Origin of the sequence: Roseovarius sp. SK2 (assembly GCF_028807495.1) — a bacterium.
Classification (GTDB): Bacteria; Pseudomonadota; Alphaproteobacteria; order Rhodobacterales; family Rhodobacteraceae; genus Roseovarius; species Roseovarius confluentis.
This window is the reverse complement of record NZ_JARAMK010000007.1, coordinates 185,504-200,688: the sequence shown is the minus strand read 5'-3', so window position 1 is coordinate 200,688 and position 15,185 is coordinate 185,504. Positions and strand designations below refer to the sequence as shown.

Below are 15,185 nucleotides of genomic sequence, written 5' to 3'. Positions count from 1 at the left end.
CTACTCCGCCGCGACCTTGATCACCGGCTCCATCTCGGCCAGCTTCACCTCGGCCAGATGACATTTCAGCTGGTGACCGTCATCCAGCGTTCGCATCGGCGGCACCTCGACCTCGCACAGACCCGCCGGCACCTGGAATTTCCACCGGCACCGCGTCTGGAACGGACAGCCCGAGGGCGGATTCATCGCCGACGGCACGTCGCCTTCCAGCACGATATGCGTCTTCTCGACGCTGGTATCGGCAATCGGCACAGCCGACAGCAACGCCTCGGTGTAGGGATGATAGGGCGGCGCAAATACCTGCTCGGTCGTGCCCAGTTCCACCACGTGCCCCAGGTACATCACCATCACCCGGTCGCTCAGGTAGCGCACGATGCTCAGGTCGTGGCTGATGAACAGAAGCGTCGTCTTCTTCTCGCGCTGTATCTCCATCAGCAGGTCCGTCACCGCCGCCTGCACGCTGACATCCAGCGCCGACACCGGCTCGTCCGCCACCACGATCCGCGCGCCCCCGGCAAAGGCCCGCGCAATCCCCACGCGCTGCTTCTGCCCGCCGGACAGCTGCCGGGGCATCCGGTCTGCAAATTCACGCGGCAGTTTCACAAGGTCCAGCAGTCGCATCAATTCCGCCCGCCGCTCGGCATCGTTTTTGCCCACGCCAAATACTTCGAGCGCGCGGATGATCTGCCGCCCCACGGTCATCGACGGGTTCAGCGTATCGAACGGGTTCTGAAACACCATCTGGATATCGGCCACCGTCTTGGTGTCCCGCCTCTCGATCCGCGTGCGCTCGATATTGCGATTGTCCAGCAGGATCTGTCCGTCCGTCGCCGTCTCCAGCCCCATAAGTACCTTGGCAAAGGTCGACTTCCCACAGCCCGACTCGCCCACGATGGCCAGCGTCTCGCTCTCCCGTGCCTCGAAACTCAGGGTCTCGTTCGCCTTCACGACCTTGGTGTCGCCGCCTGTTCCAAACAGCGCGTTCGCCGCCACCTCGTAGTATTTCTTGAGCTTGTCCATTTTCAGCACGACCTCGCCCTTCTCGGTCGCCTCGGTCGTCACGCTGGCCTTCACCGGCGCGGTCCAGTCGATCTCCTCGAACCGCAGACAGCGCGACGCATGGCGCTCGTCCCCCGGCACGGGCGACATCGGAAGGCCCTCCGCCCGGTTGCAGCGCCCCTCCTTGAAATAATCGCAACGCGGGCCGAAGTTGCACCCCTGCGGCCGCTCGTGCGGCAGGGGAAAGTTCCCCGGAATGGCCACCAGCGGACGCGCGTTCTTGTTCGCCCCGGGCAGCGGGATCGACCGGAACAGCGCCTGCGTATAGGGATGCCGCATCTTGTCGAAGACGTCCCGGATGCTGCCCGTCTCCACCGCTTCGCCGGAATACATCACGCAGATCCGGTCGCAGGTTTCCAGCACCAGCCCTAGGTTGTGGCTGATGAACCGCATCGACGTGCCGTATTTCTTGCCGAGGTCCTTCACCAGCTCGACCACGGCGGCCTCCACGGTAACATCCAGCGCCGTCGTCGGCTCGTCGAGGATCAGCAGCGACGGCTTGGACATCAGCGCCATCGCGATCACGATCCGCTGCTGCTGCCCGCCCGACAACTGGTGCGGAAAGGATTTCAGGATGCGCTCTGGATCGGGCAGTTTCACGTCCCGCACCACGTCCAGCGCGCGTTGCCACGCTTCCGTCTCGCCGATTCCCTCGTGGATCATCGGCACCTCGATCAGCTGCTTGCCGATTTTCATCGCCGGATTCAGGCTGGCCATCGGCTCCTGGTAGATCATCGCGATCTCGTTGCCGCGAATATCGCGCAACTCCTTGGCGCTCATCTGGCTCAGGTCGCGCCCCTTGAACTTGATCGTGCCGCCCACGATCCGTCCGTTCACACCCAGATCCTGCATCACGCCCAGCGCGACCGTGGACTTTCCGCAACCGCTCTCGCCCACCAGCCCCACAGCCTCGCCCGGCTGCACAGAGACCGAGAAATCCATCACCGCAGGAATTTCCCGCAGCCGCGTGAAGAAGGAAATCGACAGGCTGTCGATCTCCAAAATGGGTCCGTCATGCGCTTGCAGTTTCGACATCTCTCATGTCCCTCTCGAAATCCCGTCCCGGGCCTGCCCGGGACCTCGCCGCCAGAGGCCCCGGATCGGGGTCCGGGGCGGGTTGGTCCCTAATCCCTCAAGCTCTCTTCCCGCAGCCCGTCCGCCAGGAAGTTCAGCCCCAGAACGAGGCTGAGCAGCGCCAGCGCAGGCGGAATGGCGATATGCAGGATATTGGCCGACAGCAGGCGCCGCCCGTCGATGATCATCTTGCCCCAGTCGGCGCTCTCGCTTTCCAGCCCCAGCCCGAAGAAACCCAGCGTCCCCAGAAGGATCGTGGTGTACCCGATCCGCAGGCAGAAATCGACCAAGAGCGGCCCGCGCGCATTGGGCAGGATCTCCCACAGCATGATGTACCACGGCCCCTCGCCCCGCGTCTGGGCGGCGGCCACGTAATCGCGCGTCTTGATGTCCAGCGCCAGCCCGCGCACGATCCGGAACACCGTGGGCGAGTTCACGAATACCACCGACACGAACACCACCAACAGGTTGGGCGGAAAGCTGATGATCCCCGTCGGGTCCGCATCCCAAGCGATGCCCAGGTACACCCACGTCCCCAAGACCAAGGTGAGGCCAACGTAAAGGTTACGCTTGGACGCCTGCGTTCGGAACCGCGAATTCCACAGCACCGTCAGGAAAACGATTGGAAAGATGAACAATGTGCCCGCCATGATCCGCGGGATCAGCGTCTCCTTGATCTCGGGCGTCACAAGCAGGTAAAAGAGCAGGATCACCGGAAAGGCCAGCACCAGGTTCGCCAGGAAACTCAGCACCGTGTCGAACCGCCCGCCGTAATACCCGGCCGGCAGGCCCAGCGTGATCCCGACCATGAAGGCGAAGATCGTCGCGAACGGCGCGATCAGCATCACCTTGATGCTGCCATCCACCACCCGGCTGAACACGTCGCGGCCCAGGTTGTCCCCGCCCAGCAGGTAATGCTCCCCCGCGTTCGGGTCCGGCTCGCCGATCAGCTTGGTATAGGGCTCGCCGGGCAGTGCCTTTTTCATCATCGCCGACTGGTCCAGCGGGTCATGCGTGCCCACCATGTCCAGCGCCCCGGCGAAGAACGCCGTGAACACCCAGAACAGCACCAGCGCCAGCCCGATCATCCCGATCACGCTGTCAAAAAGCTTGCCGTAAAGGCCCAGCCTGCGCTTGAACACGAAGGAAACCACAAAGGTCACCGCCACCGCGATCAGCGGCGCCGCGAATTGCTGCACCATCTGCAAGAGGATCCCGCTCCAGCTCAAGGGGTCCATGTCCGCTCTCCTCCCCTCAGCTGACCGAAATACGCGGGTTCAGGTAGACATACCCGATGTCCGAGATCAGCTGCGTCACCAGCACCACGACGACCGAAACCACCGAGATTCCCAGCAAAAGTTCGATGTCATTGTTCCCCGCCGCCAACACCAGCGCCCAGCCGAAGCCCTTGTAGTTGAACAGCGTCTCGACGATCACCACGCCGTTAAGCAGCCAGGGAAACTGCAACATGATCACCGTGAAAGGGGCGATCAGCGCGTTGCGCAACGCGTGTTTCATCACGATGTTGGGAAAGCTCACGCCTTTCAACCGCGCCGTTCGGATATATTGCGAGGTCATGACCTCGGCCATGCTGGCCCGCGTCATCCGCGCGATATACCCCATGCCGTAAACAGCGATGGTCAGCACCGGCAGAAAGAAATTCTCGAAGGTGATATTGTCCATCGCACTGGTCGCCGTGCCCTTGAACCACTTCAACCCCACGGCGGAACTGGCGAAGACGGCGATGAACAGAACACCCGACACGTATTCCGGGGTCGCCGTCGTGCCGATCGAAAAAGTCGACAACGTCCGATCCAGTTTTGACCCTTCCCGCATCCCCGCCAACACCCCGAGGATCAGCGCCGAGGGCACCATCAGCAGCATCACCCAGAACATCAGGATGCCGGTCAGCGCCAGCTTCTCGCCGATCACCACGTCCACGTCTTTCTTCAGACGGTTGGAATAGCCCCAGTTCCCCTGCAACACGCCGCAAAACGCCGGCGCCTGCTTTACGGGCGTCTCGGGCGTGGCGCATTTCGCCCGCACCTTCCCGTCCGTCCCTTCGATGACATACCCGGGCAGCACGCCCAGCCACTGGCCGTATTTCACCAGCGTCGGCTGCAAATACCCGTTGTTCTGAAGATAGCTTTCGACCTCGGCATCCGACATCCGCATGTTGCCCTCGGTCTTCGCCATCTTTTCCAGGTTCGGGTAAAGATTGGTCAGGAAGAAGACGATGAACGTCAGGCAAAGCGCCGTCAGAAGCATCACTCCGATACGGCGCAGGATAAATCGGCCCATATGGCGATGCCCCCGGCTGGCTCTACGGTTATTCTTGTTTGTATGACCATAGAGCCGCTGGGGCCAAGCCGCGCGGTCCAAAAGCGACCTCAGAAAGGTCGCAAAACGACATTACGCCGTGTGCAGCAACCGGGCCTCGCCACCGTACAGAAAGCAGCCCCGGTCGAACAGCGACAGGTCCACCGGGTTCGGCATCCTGAGATCGTCAAAGCCCGGCACGTCCCCGGTCTCGGCATCGAACCTCCGGTCTACCTGGGAAATCGCGGCGATAATGGCCCCGGTTGCTTGCGCATGGCGCTTCAGGTCCTCCAACTGTTCCTGCAACGGCGGATGCACCCGCTTCTGGTCCAGAAGCTGCAGGAAGTCGATCACGATCACGTCGCCCCGCCCCGCATCCCCCGTAGAGGCCAGGATATGCGCCGCGCATATCTCGTCCGATGTATCCACGGTACATTCCGTGGCCTCGCCTTCATCCAGAAGCGTGGCAACGTCCCGGCGCGTGTAATCCAGCGTAAAGAACCACCCCCGCTGCCCGGCCCGCACCGCCTCCTGCGTCAGTTCCAGGCCCAGCCGCGTCTTGCCCTGCCCGGGCCGTGCCGCCAGCACAACCAGCGATCCGGGCCCGATCCCGGCCCGCACCTGCGCCGCCAGCGTCGCCACGGGCCGCGCCGCCATCATGTGGCTCCAGCTTCGGAACCCTTCGCGCACCGCAACCTCGTCCAGCGCCACGTGCAACGGCACGGAGCGGTCCCGCGCCAGTTTCTTTGCGTCTCTCTTCAGTCTGAAAACAGGGGCACTCAGCCGCATGTCGTCTCTCCTCGCGGATGCGCCCCGTGCAGCCCCTCCTCATGCGCAAACGCATCCCGAAAAGTGTCGAAACTCAGCGGCCCTGCACCAAACATGCTGCCCCGATCGGAGGGAGGAGGCCCGGACTCGGCCCTTTTCCCACCGTATCCAGCCAAGCGCCACCGATCAACTCAGGCTTCGTGCCGATTGGTGAAAAGCTCCAGTTGTACCGCGCCCCAACGCCAAGTCCCGCAACCAGCACCCCGCCGAACGTCCCCTTGGTCACCTTCAACGCGTTCTGGCACACCGCCGCCCACACGCACCGCGCATGGGCGGTGCGGTCAGGCAGGGTCACGCCCCATCCGGTGGTCTTGTCATCCTGCTGCAGGCAGTTGATCTTCATGGTTTGAGCCATCAGCCTCTCTCAAGATTGACGCCTACCATACAACCCTGTATTTAACCATACAGCCCTGTACAGAGACCTCGATGCAAGTCACGCAGAAAGAAGACCGACAAACCCGTCTGACCCGCGATGACTGGATCGACGCAGCCCTGCGCCTGCTGATCGACAGTGGCGTCGACGCAATCCAGATCACCGTCCTGTCCCGCAGCCTCGGTGTCACGCGTGGCAGCTTCTACTGGCATTTCGACTCCCGCGAATCGCTCCTCGACACGCTTGTTCACCAATGGCGCTCCCGCAACACCGGCGTTATCGTCGACGCGGTTTCCAAAGCCGAGACACTCGACGACGGCATCCTCGCGCTCTTCGCCGTCTGGACCGATCACCGCCGCTTCGACCCGGCGCTCGATCAGGCGATCCGCAACTGGGCCCGCTACGACGACGCCCTCCGCGCGCGCCTCAAGGCCGAGGACGACGCCCGGATCGACGCCGTCGCCGCCATGTTCCAACGCTTCGATTATCCCCAGCCCGAGGCGTTCATCCGCGCCCGCGTGATCTGCTTCACCCAGATCACCTATTACGCGCTCGACATCGCAGCGGGCGAAACCGACGCCCAGCGAATGAGCTATCTCGAGGCCTATTTCCGCTGCTTCACCGGGCGCGACATCAACCCGGGCACGGCCAACTCCTATCGCGACATCCTGATGCGCGGGGCACAAAGATCATGAACACCCAACGCTCCGGCGGCCGCCGTGGCCGCGCCGCCAAGCGCGCCAATGCCGCCGAACACGCGTTCGACGCCGCCTGGCGCCAGTGGAAGCGTCCCTATCCGCCCATCGAGCAATTCAGTGCCGACGAGATCGAGGCGATCCACCAAACCTCCCTCAGGGTCCTGCGCGACATCGGCATCAAGGTTCTGAATGACGAGGCCCGCGCCCTCTATCGTTCCGCCGGGATGACCGAAGTCGATGACAAAATCATCCGCTTCGACCCCGGCGCGCTGATGGCGCTCATGGCCCACGCGCCGCCAGACGTCACCCTGCACAGCCGCAACCCCACCCGCACGCAGACCCTCGGCGGGCCCAACGTCGGCATCACGACCTCCGCCGGCTCGCCCAACTGTTCCGACCTGCAGGGCGGCCGCCGCCCCGGCACGCAGGCGGACTACGACAATTTCTGCAAGATCGCGCAGGCGTTCGACGTGATCCATTTCATCGGTCCGGTGGTCGAGCCGCAGGACATCGCCCTCGGCCTGCGCCACCTGCACATGACCCGCTCCATTGCGGCCCTGACCGAAAAGATCCCCTTCGTCTATTTCCGCGGGCGCGAGGCCATCGCCGACAGCTACGAGATCCTGCGCCTCGCCCACGGCCTCGGCAAGGACGACTTCCCCAATACCTGCGTCAGCTATTCCGTTGCCAACTCCAATTCGCCCCTGCAACTGGACGCCCTGATGTGCCGCGGCATCATCGACGCGGCCCGCGCGGGCCAGATGATGATCCTCACGCCCTTCACGCTGGCCGGCGCCATGGCCCCGGTCACCATCCCCGGCGCGCTGGTCATGCAGAACGCCGAGACGCTGGCAGGTCTGTGCCTGTCCCAGATCGTCCGTCCCGGCGCGCCCGTCTGCTACGGTAGCTTCACCTCCAACGTCGACATGCGCAGCGGCGCGCCCGCCTTCGGCACGCCGGAATACGTCAAGGCCGCCTTCGCCTCGGGCCAGCTTGCGCGGCGCTACAACGTCCCCCTACGCTCTTCAGCGCCGACAGCCTCGAACGCGCCGGATGCGCAAGCCGCCTACGAATCGCAGATGTCGCTCTGGGGCGCCCTGATGGGCGGCGCCAACCTGATCCTGCACGGCGCAGGCTGGCTCGAAGGCGGGCTGACCATCTCGGCCGAGAAGTTCATCATCGACGTCGAAGTGCTGCAAATGTTCGCTGAACTCTTCAAGCCGGTCGAGGTCACCGAGGCGACGCTCGCCTATGACGCCATCGCCGACGTGCGCCACGGCGGCCATTTCTTCGGTACGCAGCACACGCTGGACCGCTTCGAGACGGCCTTCTATTCGCCGCTCCTGTCCGACTGGTCCAACTACGAGAACTACCGCGACCGGGGTGCGGTGGACACGACCGAACGTGCCAACCGCATCTTTTTCGAAACGCTCGCCGCGCACGAGGACCCGGCCCTGCCGCAAGACCGGCTGGAGGCCATCGACGCCTTCATCGCCAAACGCACCGAAGAAGGCGGCGCGGATATCGTGCAGTAGGTCTGGTGCCGAGTGCGGCAATCAAGCGTAGGGTGGGTGACAACCCACGCGGACCCTACCCTTTCACAACCATCTGCGGCGAGATCACGTCGATCCCCAGCGCCTTGCCCACGGCGAAATACGTCAACTGCCCGGCATGCACGTTCAGACCGTTCAGCAGGTGCGGATCATCGGCACAGGCCTTTTTCCACCCCTTGTCCGCCAGCGCCAGCATGAACGGCATCGTCGCGTTGCCCAGCGCGATGGTCGAGGTCCGCGCGACGGCGCCCGGCATGTTGGCCACGCAGTAATGCATGATCCCGTCGACATCATAGATCGGGTCGGCATGGGTGGTGGCCTTCGAGGTCTCGAAACACCCGCCCTGGTCGATCGCCACGTCCACCAGCACCGCGCCCGGCTTCATGTCGGCGAACTGTGCCCGCTTCACCAGCTTGGGCGCTTCGGCCCCGGGGATCAGAACCGCGCCGATCACCATGTCGGCCTGCTCCAGATGCTCGGCCAGAAGGCCTTGCGACGAATACCCGGTGTTGAAAGTACCCGAGAACACGTCGTCGAGATACCGCAGACGCGGCAGCGAGCGGTCCAGCACGGTCACGTCCGCGCCCATGCCCGCCGCGATCCGCGCCGCGTGCGTGCCCACGACACCGCCACCGATCACCAGCACCTTGGCCGGGCCCACACCGGGCACGCCGCCCATCAGCACGCCGCGCCCGCCATTGGCTTTCTGCAGCGTGTAGGCGCCCACCTGCGGCGCCAGGCGGCCCGCAACCTCCGACATAGGCGCCAGCAGGGGCAGGCCGCCGCGCTCGTCCGTCACGGTCTCATAGGCAATCGCCGTGCATCCGCTTTCCAGCAGGTCCTTCGTCTGTGCCGGATCGGGCGCCAAGTGCAGGTAGGTGAACAGCAGCTGCCCTTCGCGCAGCATCTTGCGCTCACCGGCCTGCGGTTCCTTGACCTTCACGATCATGTCGGCGGTGGCAAACACCTCTTCCGCCGTGTCGATGATCGTGGCCCCGGCGGCGACATAATCCGCATCCTCGAACCCCGCGCCCTTGCCGGCACCGGACTGGATGATGACCTCGTGACCATGGGACACGGCCTCTCCAGCGGCGTTGGGGGTCATCCCCACGCGAAACTCCTGCGGTTTGATCTCAGTCGGGCATCCGATTTTCATGTCGCACTCCTCTTTGCGCTATAGACTAGAATACAGCGGCCTCATTGAAAGGGGTTTGATATTTTGCCCGTGCTTGCTGTAGAAACCGGAATATTCTTCGAAGCACTGGCGTTTTACCAAAAGGTTTTGCCCCGAATGACCCTCGACACGATGGATCGTCGTCTTCTTGCCGTCCTGCAGAAACGCGGCCGCATCTCCAACGCCGACCTGGCCGAGGCGGTCAACCTCTCGCCCTCGGCCTGTCATCGCCGGGTGCAGCGGCTGGAATCCGAAGCCTACATCAAGGGCTATGTCGCCCTTCTGGACCCGCGCCGCATGGGGGTGCCCACCACCGTCTTCGTCGAGATCACCCTCACGACCCAGGCAGACGATGTGCTCGACGCGTTCGAGACCGCCGTGGCCCGCATCCCCAATGTGCTGGAATGCCACCTGACGGCGGGCACCGCAGACTATCTGCTCAAACTCGCGGTCGAGGACACCGAGGATTTCGCCCGCATCCACCGCCAGTATCTCACCCGCCTGCCCGGTGTGGCCACCATGCAATCCAGCTTTGCGCTGCGCACGGTGCTGCAAACCACGGCCCTGCCGGTTTAAGTCAAATCCGCCGTATTTTCCTTTCGGTAATCAACATCGCCTTAGGCTCTTGACGTGATGCTCGCCTCTCGGAGTGGCGGGCATGACCAAGACGTTTTACGGCATAGATAACGAATTTGCGGTTGCGACCGGGGCAAACGTCAACGACACGCCCGGGCAATCGTCATTCGACTATCCGCCCAACAGCTCGCAGGACCTGATCGTCACCTCGAACGCGAGCGACAGTGGCCCCAACCTGTTCGAACTGGGCGAGACCTACGATGTCCAGTATTCCGGCCCCGGCGGCACGCATCTGCTCGACGACGCGGTCGTGATCCGCAGCGACCCGGCCCCGGCTGATGGCGGCATCATCGTGTTCGAAGGGACGGATGGCAACGGCGACCCGGCCCAGGTCATCTGGTCGCCGGGCTTCGATCTGGAAACCTGGTACTTCGACAATTTCACCAACGGCCAGCCGCCCAAGTTTTTCACCTCCGACCAGAACGCCAGCTATACCCATACGGTCAATTGTTTCGCCGGCGGTACCTTGCTCGAAACCCCGTCCGGCGCCCGGCCCGTCGAGCATCTTCGTCCCGGTGACCGGGTGCTGACCCGCGATGCCGCGCCCCGGCGCATCCTCTGGGCAGGCGCGCGGCGCATGGCGGGCGACGGGCCCGCCTGTCCGGTCCGTTTCGCCCCCGGCGTTCTCGGCAACAAGCGCCCACTGCGTCTGTCCCAACAGCATCGCGTCGCGATCCGCGCGTGGAAGGCCGAGCTGCTCTTCGGCACGCAAGAGGTCCTGGTGCCCGCCAAGGCGCTGGTGGGCCAGCCCGGCATCACCTTCGCGCCCTGCCGCTCCGTGACCTATGTCCATCTTCTGCTCAAGGATCATCAGCTTGTCCTTGCCGAGGGCGGCGCGCCCTGCGAAACCATCCTGCCCGGCGTGATGACAGAGGACTGGCTGATCGAAGAAGCCGCCGCGATCCGTCGCGCCGCCGGTACCGCACCCTATCGCGCGGCACTGCCGATCCTGACCTACCGCGAGGCCCGCTGCATCGCGGGCAGGCGCGGCCCTCTCCGCGCACCTGCCTACATGCGGCTTTAGAAACAAGGAAAATCCAAAGGGCCCCGGTTCGTTGACCGGGACCCCCTCCGACGCGCATGATCCGTGAGTGACAGCGCAGCCGGATACCCTTCCGGTACCCGTATTCTAACCGCGGAGCGGCTGAGCGGTGTATCGGAAAAAACACGGGCTTTGACCCGTAGGGAAAACCTTACCTTTGGCTGTGACGTCGCGTCACTTTCCCGCAAAAAAGCCCCGGCGTCTCCACCGGGGCTTTCCGTTTCTCAAAGACCGCGGATTTTACTCGTCCGCAGGCTCTTCTTTCTTGGCTTCCTCGCCGGTCTCCTGGTCGACAACCTTCATCGACAGGCGCACCTTGCCGCGATCGTCAAAGCCCAGCAGCTTGACCCACACGTCCTGGCCTTCCTTCAGAACGTCCGACGGATGGTTCAGGCGGCGGTTCTCGATCTGGCTGACATGCACCAGCCCGTCGCGCTTGCCGAAGAAGTTCACGAAGGCGCCGAAGTCCACGATCTTCACGACCGTACCCTTGTAGATCTTGCCTTCTTCCGGCTCTGCCACGATCGAATGGATCATGTCGTATGCCTTCTGGATGGCCTCGCCGTTGGGCGACGCGATCTTGATGACACCCTCGTCGTTGATGTCGACCTTGGCGCCCGACACTTCGACGATCTCGCGGATCACCTTGCCACCGGACCCGATCACTTCGCGGATCTTGTCGGTCGGGATCTGCATCGTCTCGATGCGCGGTGCGTGAACCGAGAACTCGCTCGCTTCGGTCAGCGCCTTGGCCATCTCGCCCAGGATGTGCAACCGGCCGGCCTTCGCCTGCTCAAGCGCTTTCTCCATGATCTCCGGCGTGATGCCTGCGACCTTGATGTCCATCTGCAGCGACGTGATACCGGCTTCGGTCCCCGCCACCTTGAAGTCCATGTCGCCCAGGTGATCCTCGTCCCCAAGGATGTCGGTCAGGATGCCGTAGGAACCGTCGTCTTCCAGCACCAGGCCCATGGCCACGCCGGCCACCGGCGCCTTCAGCGGCACACCGGCGTCCATCATGGACAATGACCCACCACAGACCGACGCCATCGAGGACGAGCCGTTCGACTCGGTGATCTCGCTGACGACCCGGATCGTGTAGGGGAAATCCGTCGCCGCCGGGAGCACCGCCTGCAACGCGCGCCATGCCAGCTTGCCGTGACCGATTTCACGCCGTCCCGGAGGGCCCACGCGACCCGCTTCGCCGACCGAGTAGGGCGGGAAGTTGTAGTGCAGCAGGAAGTTCGAACGGAAGTTGCCGTGCAGCGCGTCGATGATCTGCTCGTCGTCGCCGGTGCCCAGCGTGGTCACGACCAGACCTTGCGTTTCCCCACGGGTGAACAGGGCCGAGCCATGCGTCCGCGGCAGCAGGCCGGTTTCCGAAACGATCGGGCGGACCTCGTCGAGGCTCCGGCCGTCGATCCGCTTACCGGACTTCACGATGTCACCGCGCAGGATCGACGCTTCCAGCTTCTTGAGAGCGGAGCCCAGGTTCGGATCTTCAAGCTGCTCTTCGGACAGCGATGCCTTGATCTCTTCCTTGGCGGCCGAAACGGCACTCGTGCGTTCCTGCTTGTCCTGGATCTTGTAGGCCGCGGCCAGCTTGTCTTCGCCCGCCGCCTTTACGGCCTCGTAAAGGTCGCTGTAATCCGGCGGCTGGAAGTCGAACGGCTCTTTCGCAGCGTCCTCGGCCAGGTCGATGATCATGTCGATCACCGGCTGGATCTGCTCATGCGCGAAGTTCACCGCGCCCAGCATTTCCTCTTCCGACAGCTCGTAGGCTTCGGATTCCACCATCATCACGGCACCCTTCGTGCCCGCAACCACCAGGTCGAGCCGCTGCTCGGGGTTGTTGCGCAGGTCGTGCATGTCGTCGACCTCGGGGTTCAGCACGTACTCGCCATCGGTGAAACCGACACGGCAGCCCGCGATCGGCCCCATGAAGGGCGCGCCCGAAATGGTCAGCGCGGCGCTGGCCGCGATCATCGCCACCATATCCGGGTCGTTGACCAGGTCATGGCTCAGCACGGTGCACATCACCAGCACTTCGTTCTTGAAACCCGGCACGAACAGCGGGCGGATCGGACGGTCGATCAGGCGCGCGGTCAGGGTTTCCTTTTCCGTGGGCCGTGCCTCACGCTTGAAAAAGCCGCCGGGCACCTTGCCCGCGGAATAGTATTTCTCCTGGTAGTGAACGGTCAGCGGAAAGAAATCCTGACCTTCACGCGGGGCTTTTGCAAAGGTCACGTTCGCCATGACCGAGGTTTCCCCGTAGGTGGCGATGACCGAGCCATCCGCCTGACGGGCAACCTTGCCCGTTTCCAGTGTCAGCGTATCCTCGCCCCACTGGATCGATTTTTTCACTTCTTTGAACATCTATCGTTTCCTAGCTGGAGGCCCTCCCGGGCGTATCCCGGGTCCTCCGTTACATTGGTGGCCCCATTGCCACCGACCCCTCCATCATCTCATGCGCCGGGGTCTAAGGCGTCACGTTTCAGATAGGTGCGCCCATACAGCAGATCGGTGTGAAATGAAAGCGGCGATGTCGCGCCGGCCACAGCCCGAAACACGCACCCGGCGGCATATTGCACAGGACGGCCATCGAACATCGTCATGATTGGAATTTCAGGGCTCGTCCCCGGGACAAGCCGCGCGGCCTCACTGGGTCGGCTTGTCCGGCAGCGATCCGAAAACCTCTTCGGCCAGAACCTCGCCGGACAAGCTCAGCTTTTTCTGCCCCTGCGGGTCTTCCTCGACCTCAAGCCAGACTTTCTCGCCGTCCAACTCGACATAGAACCGCCACTCGTCGTGCTCGATGCTGGCAATCGCGTCTTCGGGCCTGAGTTGCCACGGCGCCTTGCCAAAGAATTTCTTCACATACCCCCGAGCTGCCGGATATCCGTCCCCGGTTTCGTCGAAGTGTTTGCCCAAGTCACCTGTGCCGGTACTGCCATCGCATAAACTCCCTCCAGAGTTTAAAGGATAGCACGATTAACAATTTTGTCACGATTCGCGGCAAAAGCCGGGCGGGTCAGCCCCCCACGTTCAGTGCGGCGCGTCGAAACATGCCAATTCCCAAGGCAAATAGGGCAGAGGGTTCGCATCACACGAGACCCCGCGCCACGCGGCGAAAGGCCGTCAATCCTCGATCCTCCGCATCGACCAGTTGACGCTGAAACCGTGCAGGATCGTGGACAACAGGATGACCAACCCGACAAGCGACCAAAGCTCACTCTCGTTCACGAAATCTATATGGCTCATCGCGTAGCACAGGTAGTAGATCGAGCCGATCCCGCGCACCCCGTAGACGGCAACCACCGCCCGGTCCCGGTGCGGCATATGCGACCCCATCAGGCTCAGCCAGCCTGATACGGGCCGGATGACCAAGATCAGGATCAGCGCAATGACCACATGGGGCCAGGTCAGATCGGCCAGCACCAGCGGCAGGACCGTCCCCAGCGCGACCAGCAACAGGGCGGTCAGCGCATGTTCGATCGATTCCGTGAAATCATGCAGGCGCCGGTGAAATCGGTGGTCCTTTTCCTCTCGCCGCAGGGTCAGCCCCATCACGGCAACGGCGATGAACCCATAGCCCTCCACCAGTTCCGTCGAGCCATAGCACAACAGCACCCCGGCCAGTGCCACCACCCCCGATCCGGTGTCGGCCAGCGGCGCGTTCCGCGGGACCGAGAACAGCACGAAAGCAAGCACGCGGCCACCGGCCCATCCGGCGACGATCCCGACGGCGATGCGATAGAACACATCCCAAACCAGCCAGTCCAGCGCCCAGGCACCCGGGTTCAGGCCTTCCGCGGCCACGATCAGTCCCAGATACACGAACGGAAACGCCAGCCCGTCGTTCAGCCCCGCCTCCGTCGTCAGGGTAAAGCGCACGGGATGCTCCCGGCCTTCCTGCGGCGGACCGACCTGCACATCGGCCGCCAGCACCGGATCGGTGGGCGCGATGACTGCCCCCAAGAGGATCGCCCCGGCCACGGTCAGGCCCTCCAGGCTGACGCCAAGCAGAGCCACGGCGGCGATGGTCAATGGCATGGCGATGCCAAGCATACGCGCCGTCGGACTCCACTTGCGCCAGGGCCTGATCGTGTCGATCCGCATCCCCGTCCCGAACAACGCCACGATCACGGCCAGCTCGCTCATCTTTTCCCACAGCAGCGGCGCTTCGCGCGGGTCAGGCATGAAAGCCGCGGCTGGGATCAGCATGGCGGACCCGGCCCCGAACAGGATCATCAGCGGCGCAAACACCGGCTCCGCGCGGGACACCAGCCGCGGCAGCCACCGCGCGCTGATGACGATCACCCCGGTCACCGCCAGCGCAATGTGATAGGGATCAAGACCAAAAAAGGAATCCGAGTTCATGGATGCTTCTGTTTCGTTGAAATCGTCGTACCAGGAACGGGATTAGCAC

Annotated in this window: 14 protein-coding genes; 4 read left to right on the top strand and 10 right to left on the bottom strand. The window is 63.5% G+C overall.

What is annotated here, in order from left to right; genetic code table 11:
- The 5 genes from PVV74_RS14645 to PVV74_RS14625 form a co-directional block, all read right to left on the bottom strand.
- Complete coding sequence (locus PVV74_RS14645) at positions 1-2,094, bottom strand: ABC transporter ATP-binding protein (RefSeq protein WP_274593716.1); 2,094 nt, start codon at positions 2,092-2,094, stop codon at positions 1-3.
- An 89-nt stretch (positions 2,095-2,183) separates the two neighbouring features.
- Positions 2,184-3,371: an ABC transporter permease gene (locus tag PVV74_RS14640; RefSeq protein ID WP_274593715.1), complete on the bottom strand. Its 1,188-nt coding sequence runs from the start codon at positions 3,369-3,371 to the stop codon at positions 2,184-2,186.
- Positions 3,372-3,387: 16 nt separating this feature from the next.
- Entirely contained in the window at positions 3,388-4,434 is a 1,047-nt protein-coding gene (locus tag PVV74_RS14635; RefSeq protein ID WP_274593714.1) for an ABC transporter permease, read from the bottom strand.
- A 111-nt stretch (positions 4,435-4,545) separates the two neighbouring features.
- Positions 4,546-5,241 carry a DNA helicase gene (locus tag PVV74_RS14630; protein ID WP_274593713.1) on the bottom strand — a complete coding sequence of 232 codons (696 nt, stop codon included), beginning with the start codon at positions 5,239-5,241 and terminating at the stop codon, positions 4,546-4,548.
- Between the two features lie 73 nt (positions 5,242-5,314).
- Complete coding sequence (locus PVV74_RS14625) at positions 5,315-5,635, bottom strand: hypothetical protein (RefSeq protein WP_274593712.1); 321 nt, start codon at positions 5,633-5,635, stop codon at positions 5,315-5,317.
- 71 nt (positions 5,636-5,706) lie between these two features.
- Here PVV74_RS14625 and PVV74_RS14620 point away from each other — a divergent pair, with 71 nt between their 5' ends.
- Together PVV74_RS14620 and PVV74_RS14615 are read left to right on the top strand one after the other, a co-directional pair.
- Complete coding sequence (locus PVV74_RS14620) at positions 5,707-6,348, top strand: TetR/AcrR family transcriptional regulator (protein WP_274593711.1); 642 nt, start codon at positions 5,707-5,709, stop codon at positions 6,346-6,348.
- A complete protein-coding gene (locus tag PVV74_RS14615) occupies positions 6,345-7,886 on the top strand; it encodes a trimethylamine methyltransferase family protein (RefSeq protein WP_274593710.1) in 1,542 nt (513 codons plus the stop codon). The genes PVV74_RS14620 and PVV74_RS14615 overlap by 4 nt, the downstream gene beginning before the upstream one ends.
- A gap of 55 nt (positions 7,887-7,941) precedes the next feature.
- On the opposite strand, the gene ald is transcribed toward PVV74_RS14615, so the two are convergent.
- On the bottom strand, positions 7,942-9,060 hold the full coding sequence (ald, locus tag PVV74_RS14610) for an alanine dehydrogenase (protein ID WP_274593709.1): 1,119 nt from the start codon (positions 9,058-9,060) through the stop codon (positions 7,942-7,944).
- Between the two features lie 135 nt (positions 9,061-9,195).
- Here ald and PVV74_RS14605 point away from each other — a divergent pair, with 135 nt between their 5' ends.
- Together PVV74_RS14605 and PVV74_RS14600 are read left to right on the top strand one after the other, a co-directional pair.
- Complete coding sequence (locus PVV74_RS14605; RefSeq protein WP_274593708.1) at positions 9,196-9,654, top strand: Lrp/AsnC family transcriptional regulator; 459 nt, start codon at positions 9,196-9,198, stop codon at positions 9,652-9,654.
- Between the two features lie 82 nt (positions 9,655-9,736).
- A complete protein-coding gene (locus tag PVV74_RS14600) occupies positions 9,737-10,738 on the top strand; it encodes a Hint domain-containing protein (protein ID WP_274593707.1) in 1,002 nt (333 codons plus the stop codon).
- Positions 10,739-10,996: 258 nt separating this feature from the next.
- Here the strand turns inward: PVV74_RS14600 and pnp are convergent, their stop codons facing one another.
- The 4 genes from pnp to PVV74_RS14580 all read right to left on the bottom strand — a co-directional run bounded on the left by pnp (position 10,997) and on the right by PVV74_RS14580 (position 15,136).
- Entirely contained in the window at positions 10,997-13,132 is a 2,136-nt protein-coding gene (pnp, locus tag PVV74_RS14595) for a polyribonucleotide nucleotidyltransferase (protein WP_274593706.1), read from the bottom strand.
- Between the two features lie 89 nt (positions 13,133-13,221).
- Complete coding sequence (locus PVV74_RS14590; protein ID WP_211286142.1) at positions 13,222-13,371, bottom strand: hypothetical protein; 150 nt, start codon at positions 13,369-13,371, stop codon at positions 13,222-13,224.
- A 43-nt stretch (positions 13,372-13,414) separates the two neighbouring features.
- Positions 13,415-13,687 (bottom strand): hypothetical protein, encoded by a 273-nt coding sequence (locus PVV74_RS14585; RefSeq protein WP_274593705.1) that lies wholly within the window; start codon positions 13,685-13,687, stop codon positions 13,415-13,417.
- Between the two features lie 207 nt (positions 13,688-13,894).
- A complete protein-coding gene (locus PVV74_RS14580) occupies positions 13,895-15,136 on the bottom strand; it encodes a cation:proton antiporter (RefSeq protein WP_274593704.1) in 1,242 nt (413 codons plus the stop codon).
- Between the last annotated feature and the right edge of the window lie 49 nt (positions 15,137-15,185).

Coding starts and splice junctions, on each gene's coding strand:
- PVV74_RS14645 (WP_274593716.1), bottom strand. CDS start 2,094: ATGTCGAAACTGCAAGCGCATGACGGACCCATTTTGGAGATCGACAGC.
- PVV74_RS14630 (WP_274593713.1), bottom strand. CDS start 5,241: ATGCGGCTGAGTGCCCCTGTTTTCAGACTGAAGAGAGACGCAAAGAAA.
- PVV74_RS14580 (WP_274593704.1), bottom strand. CDS start 15,136: ATGAACTCGGATTCCTTTTTTGGTCTTGATCCCTATCACATTGCGCTG.
- PVV74_RS14615 (WP_274593710.1), top strand. CDS start 6,345: ATGAACACCCAACGCTCCGGCGGCCGCCGTGGCCGCGCCGCCAAGCGC.
- PVV74_RS14590 (WP_211286142.1), bottom strand. CDS start 13,371: ATGACGATGTTCGATGGCCGTCCTGTGCAATATGCCGCCGGGTGCGTG.
- pnp (WP_274593706.1), bottom strand. CDS start 13,132: ATGTTCAAAGAAGTGAAAAAATCGATCCAGTGGGGCGAGGATACGCTG.
- PVV74_RS14625 (WP_274593712.1), bottom strand. CDS start 5,635: ATGGCTCAAACCATGAAGATCAACTGCCTGCAGCAGGATGACAAGACC.
- PVV74_RS14620 (WP_274593711.1), top strand. CDS start 5,707: ATGCAAGTCACGCAGAAAGAAGACCGACAAACCCGTCTGACCCGCGAT.
- PVV74_RS14600 (WP_274593707.1), top strand. CDS start 9,737: ATGACCAAGACGTTTTACGGCATAGATAACGAATTTGCGGTTGCGACC.
- ald (WP_274593709.1), bottom strand. CDS start 9,060: ATGAAAATCGGATGCCCGACTGAGATCAAACCGCAGGAGTTTCGCGTG.
- PVV74_RS14605 (WP_274593708.1), top strand. CDS start 9,196: ATGACCCTCGACACGATGGATCGTCGTCTTCTTGCCGTCCTGCAGAAA.
- PVV74_RS14640 (WP_274593715.1), bottom strand. CDS start 3,371: ATGGACCCCTTGAGCTGGAGCGGGATCCTCTTGCAGATGGTGCAGCAA.
- PVV74_RS14635 (WP_274593714.1), bottom strand. CDS start 4,434: ATGGGCCGATTTATCCTGCGCCGTATCGGAGTGATGCTTCTGACGGCG.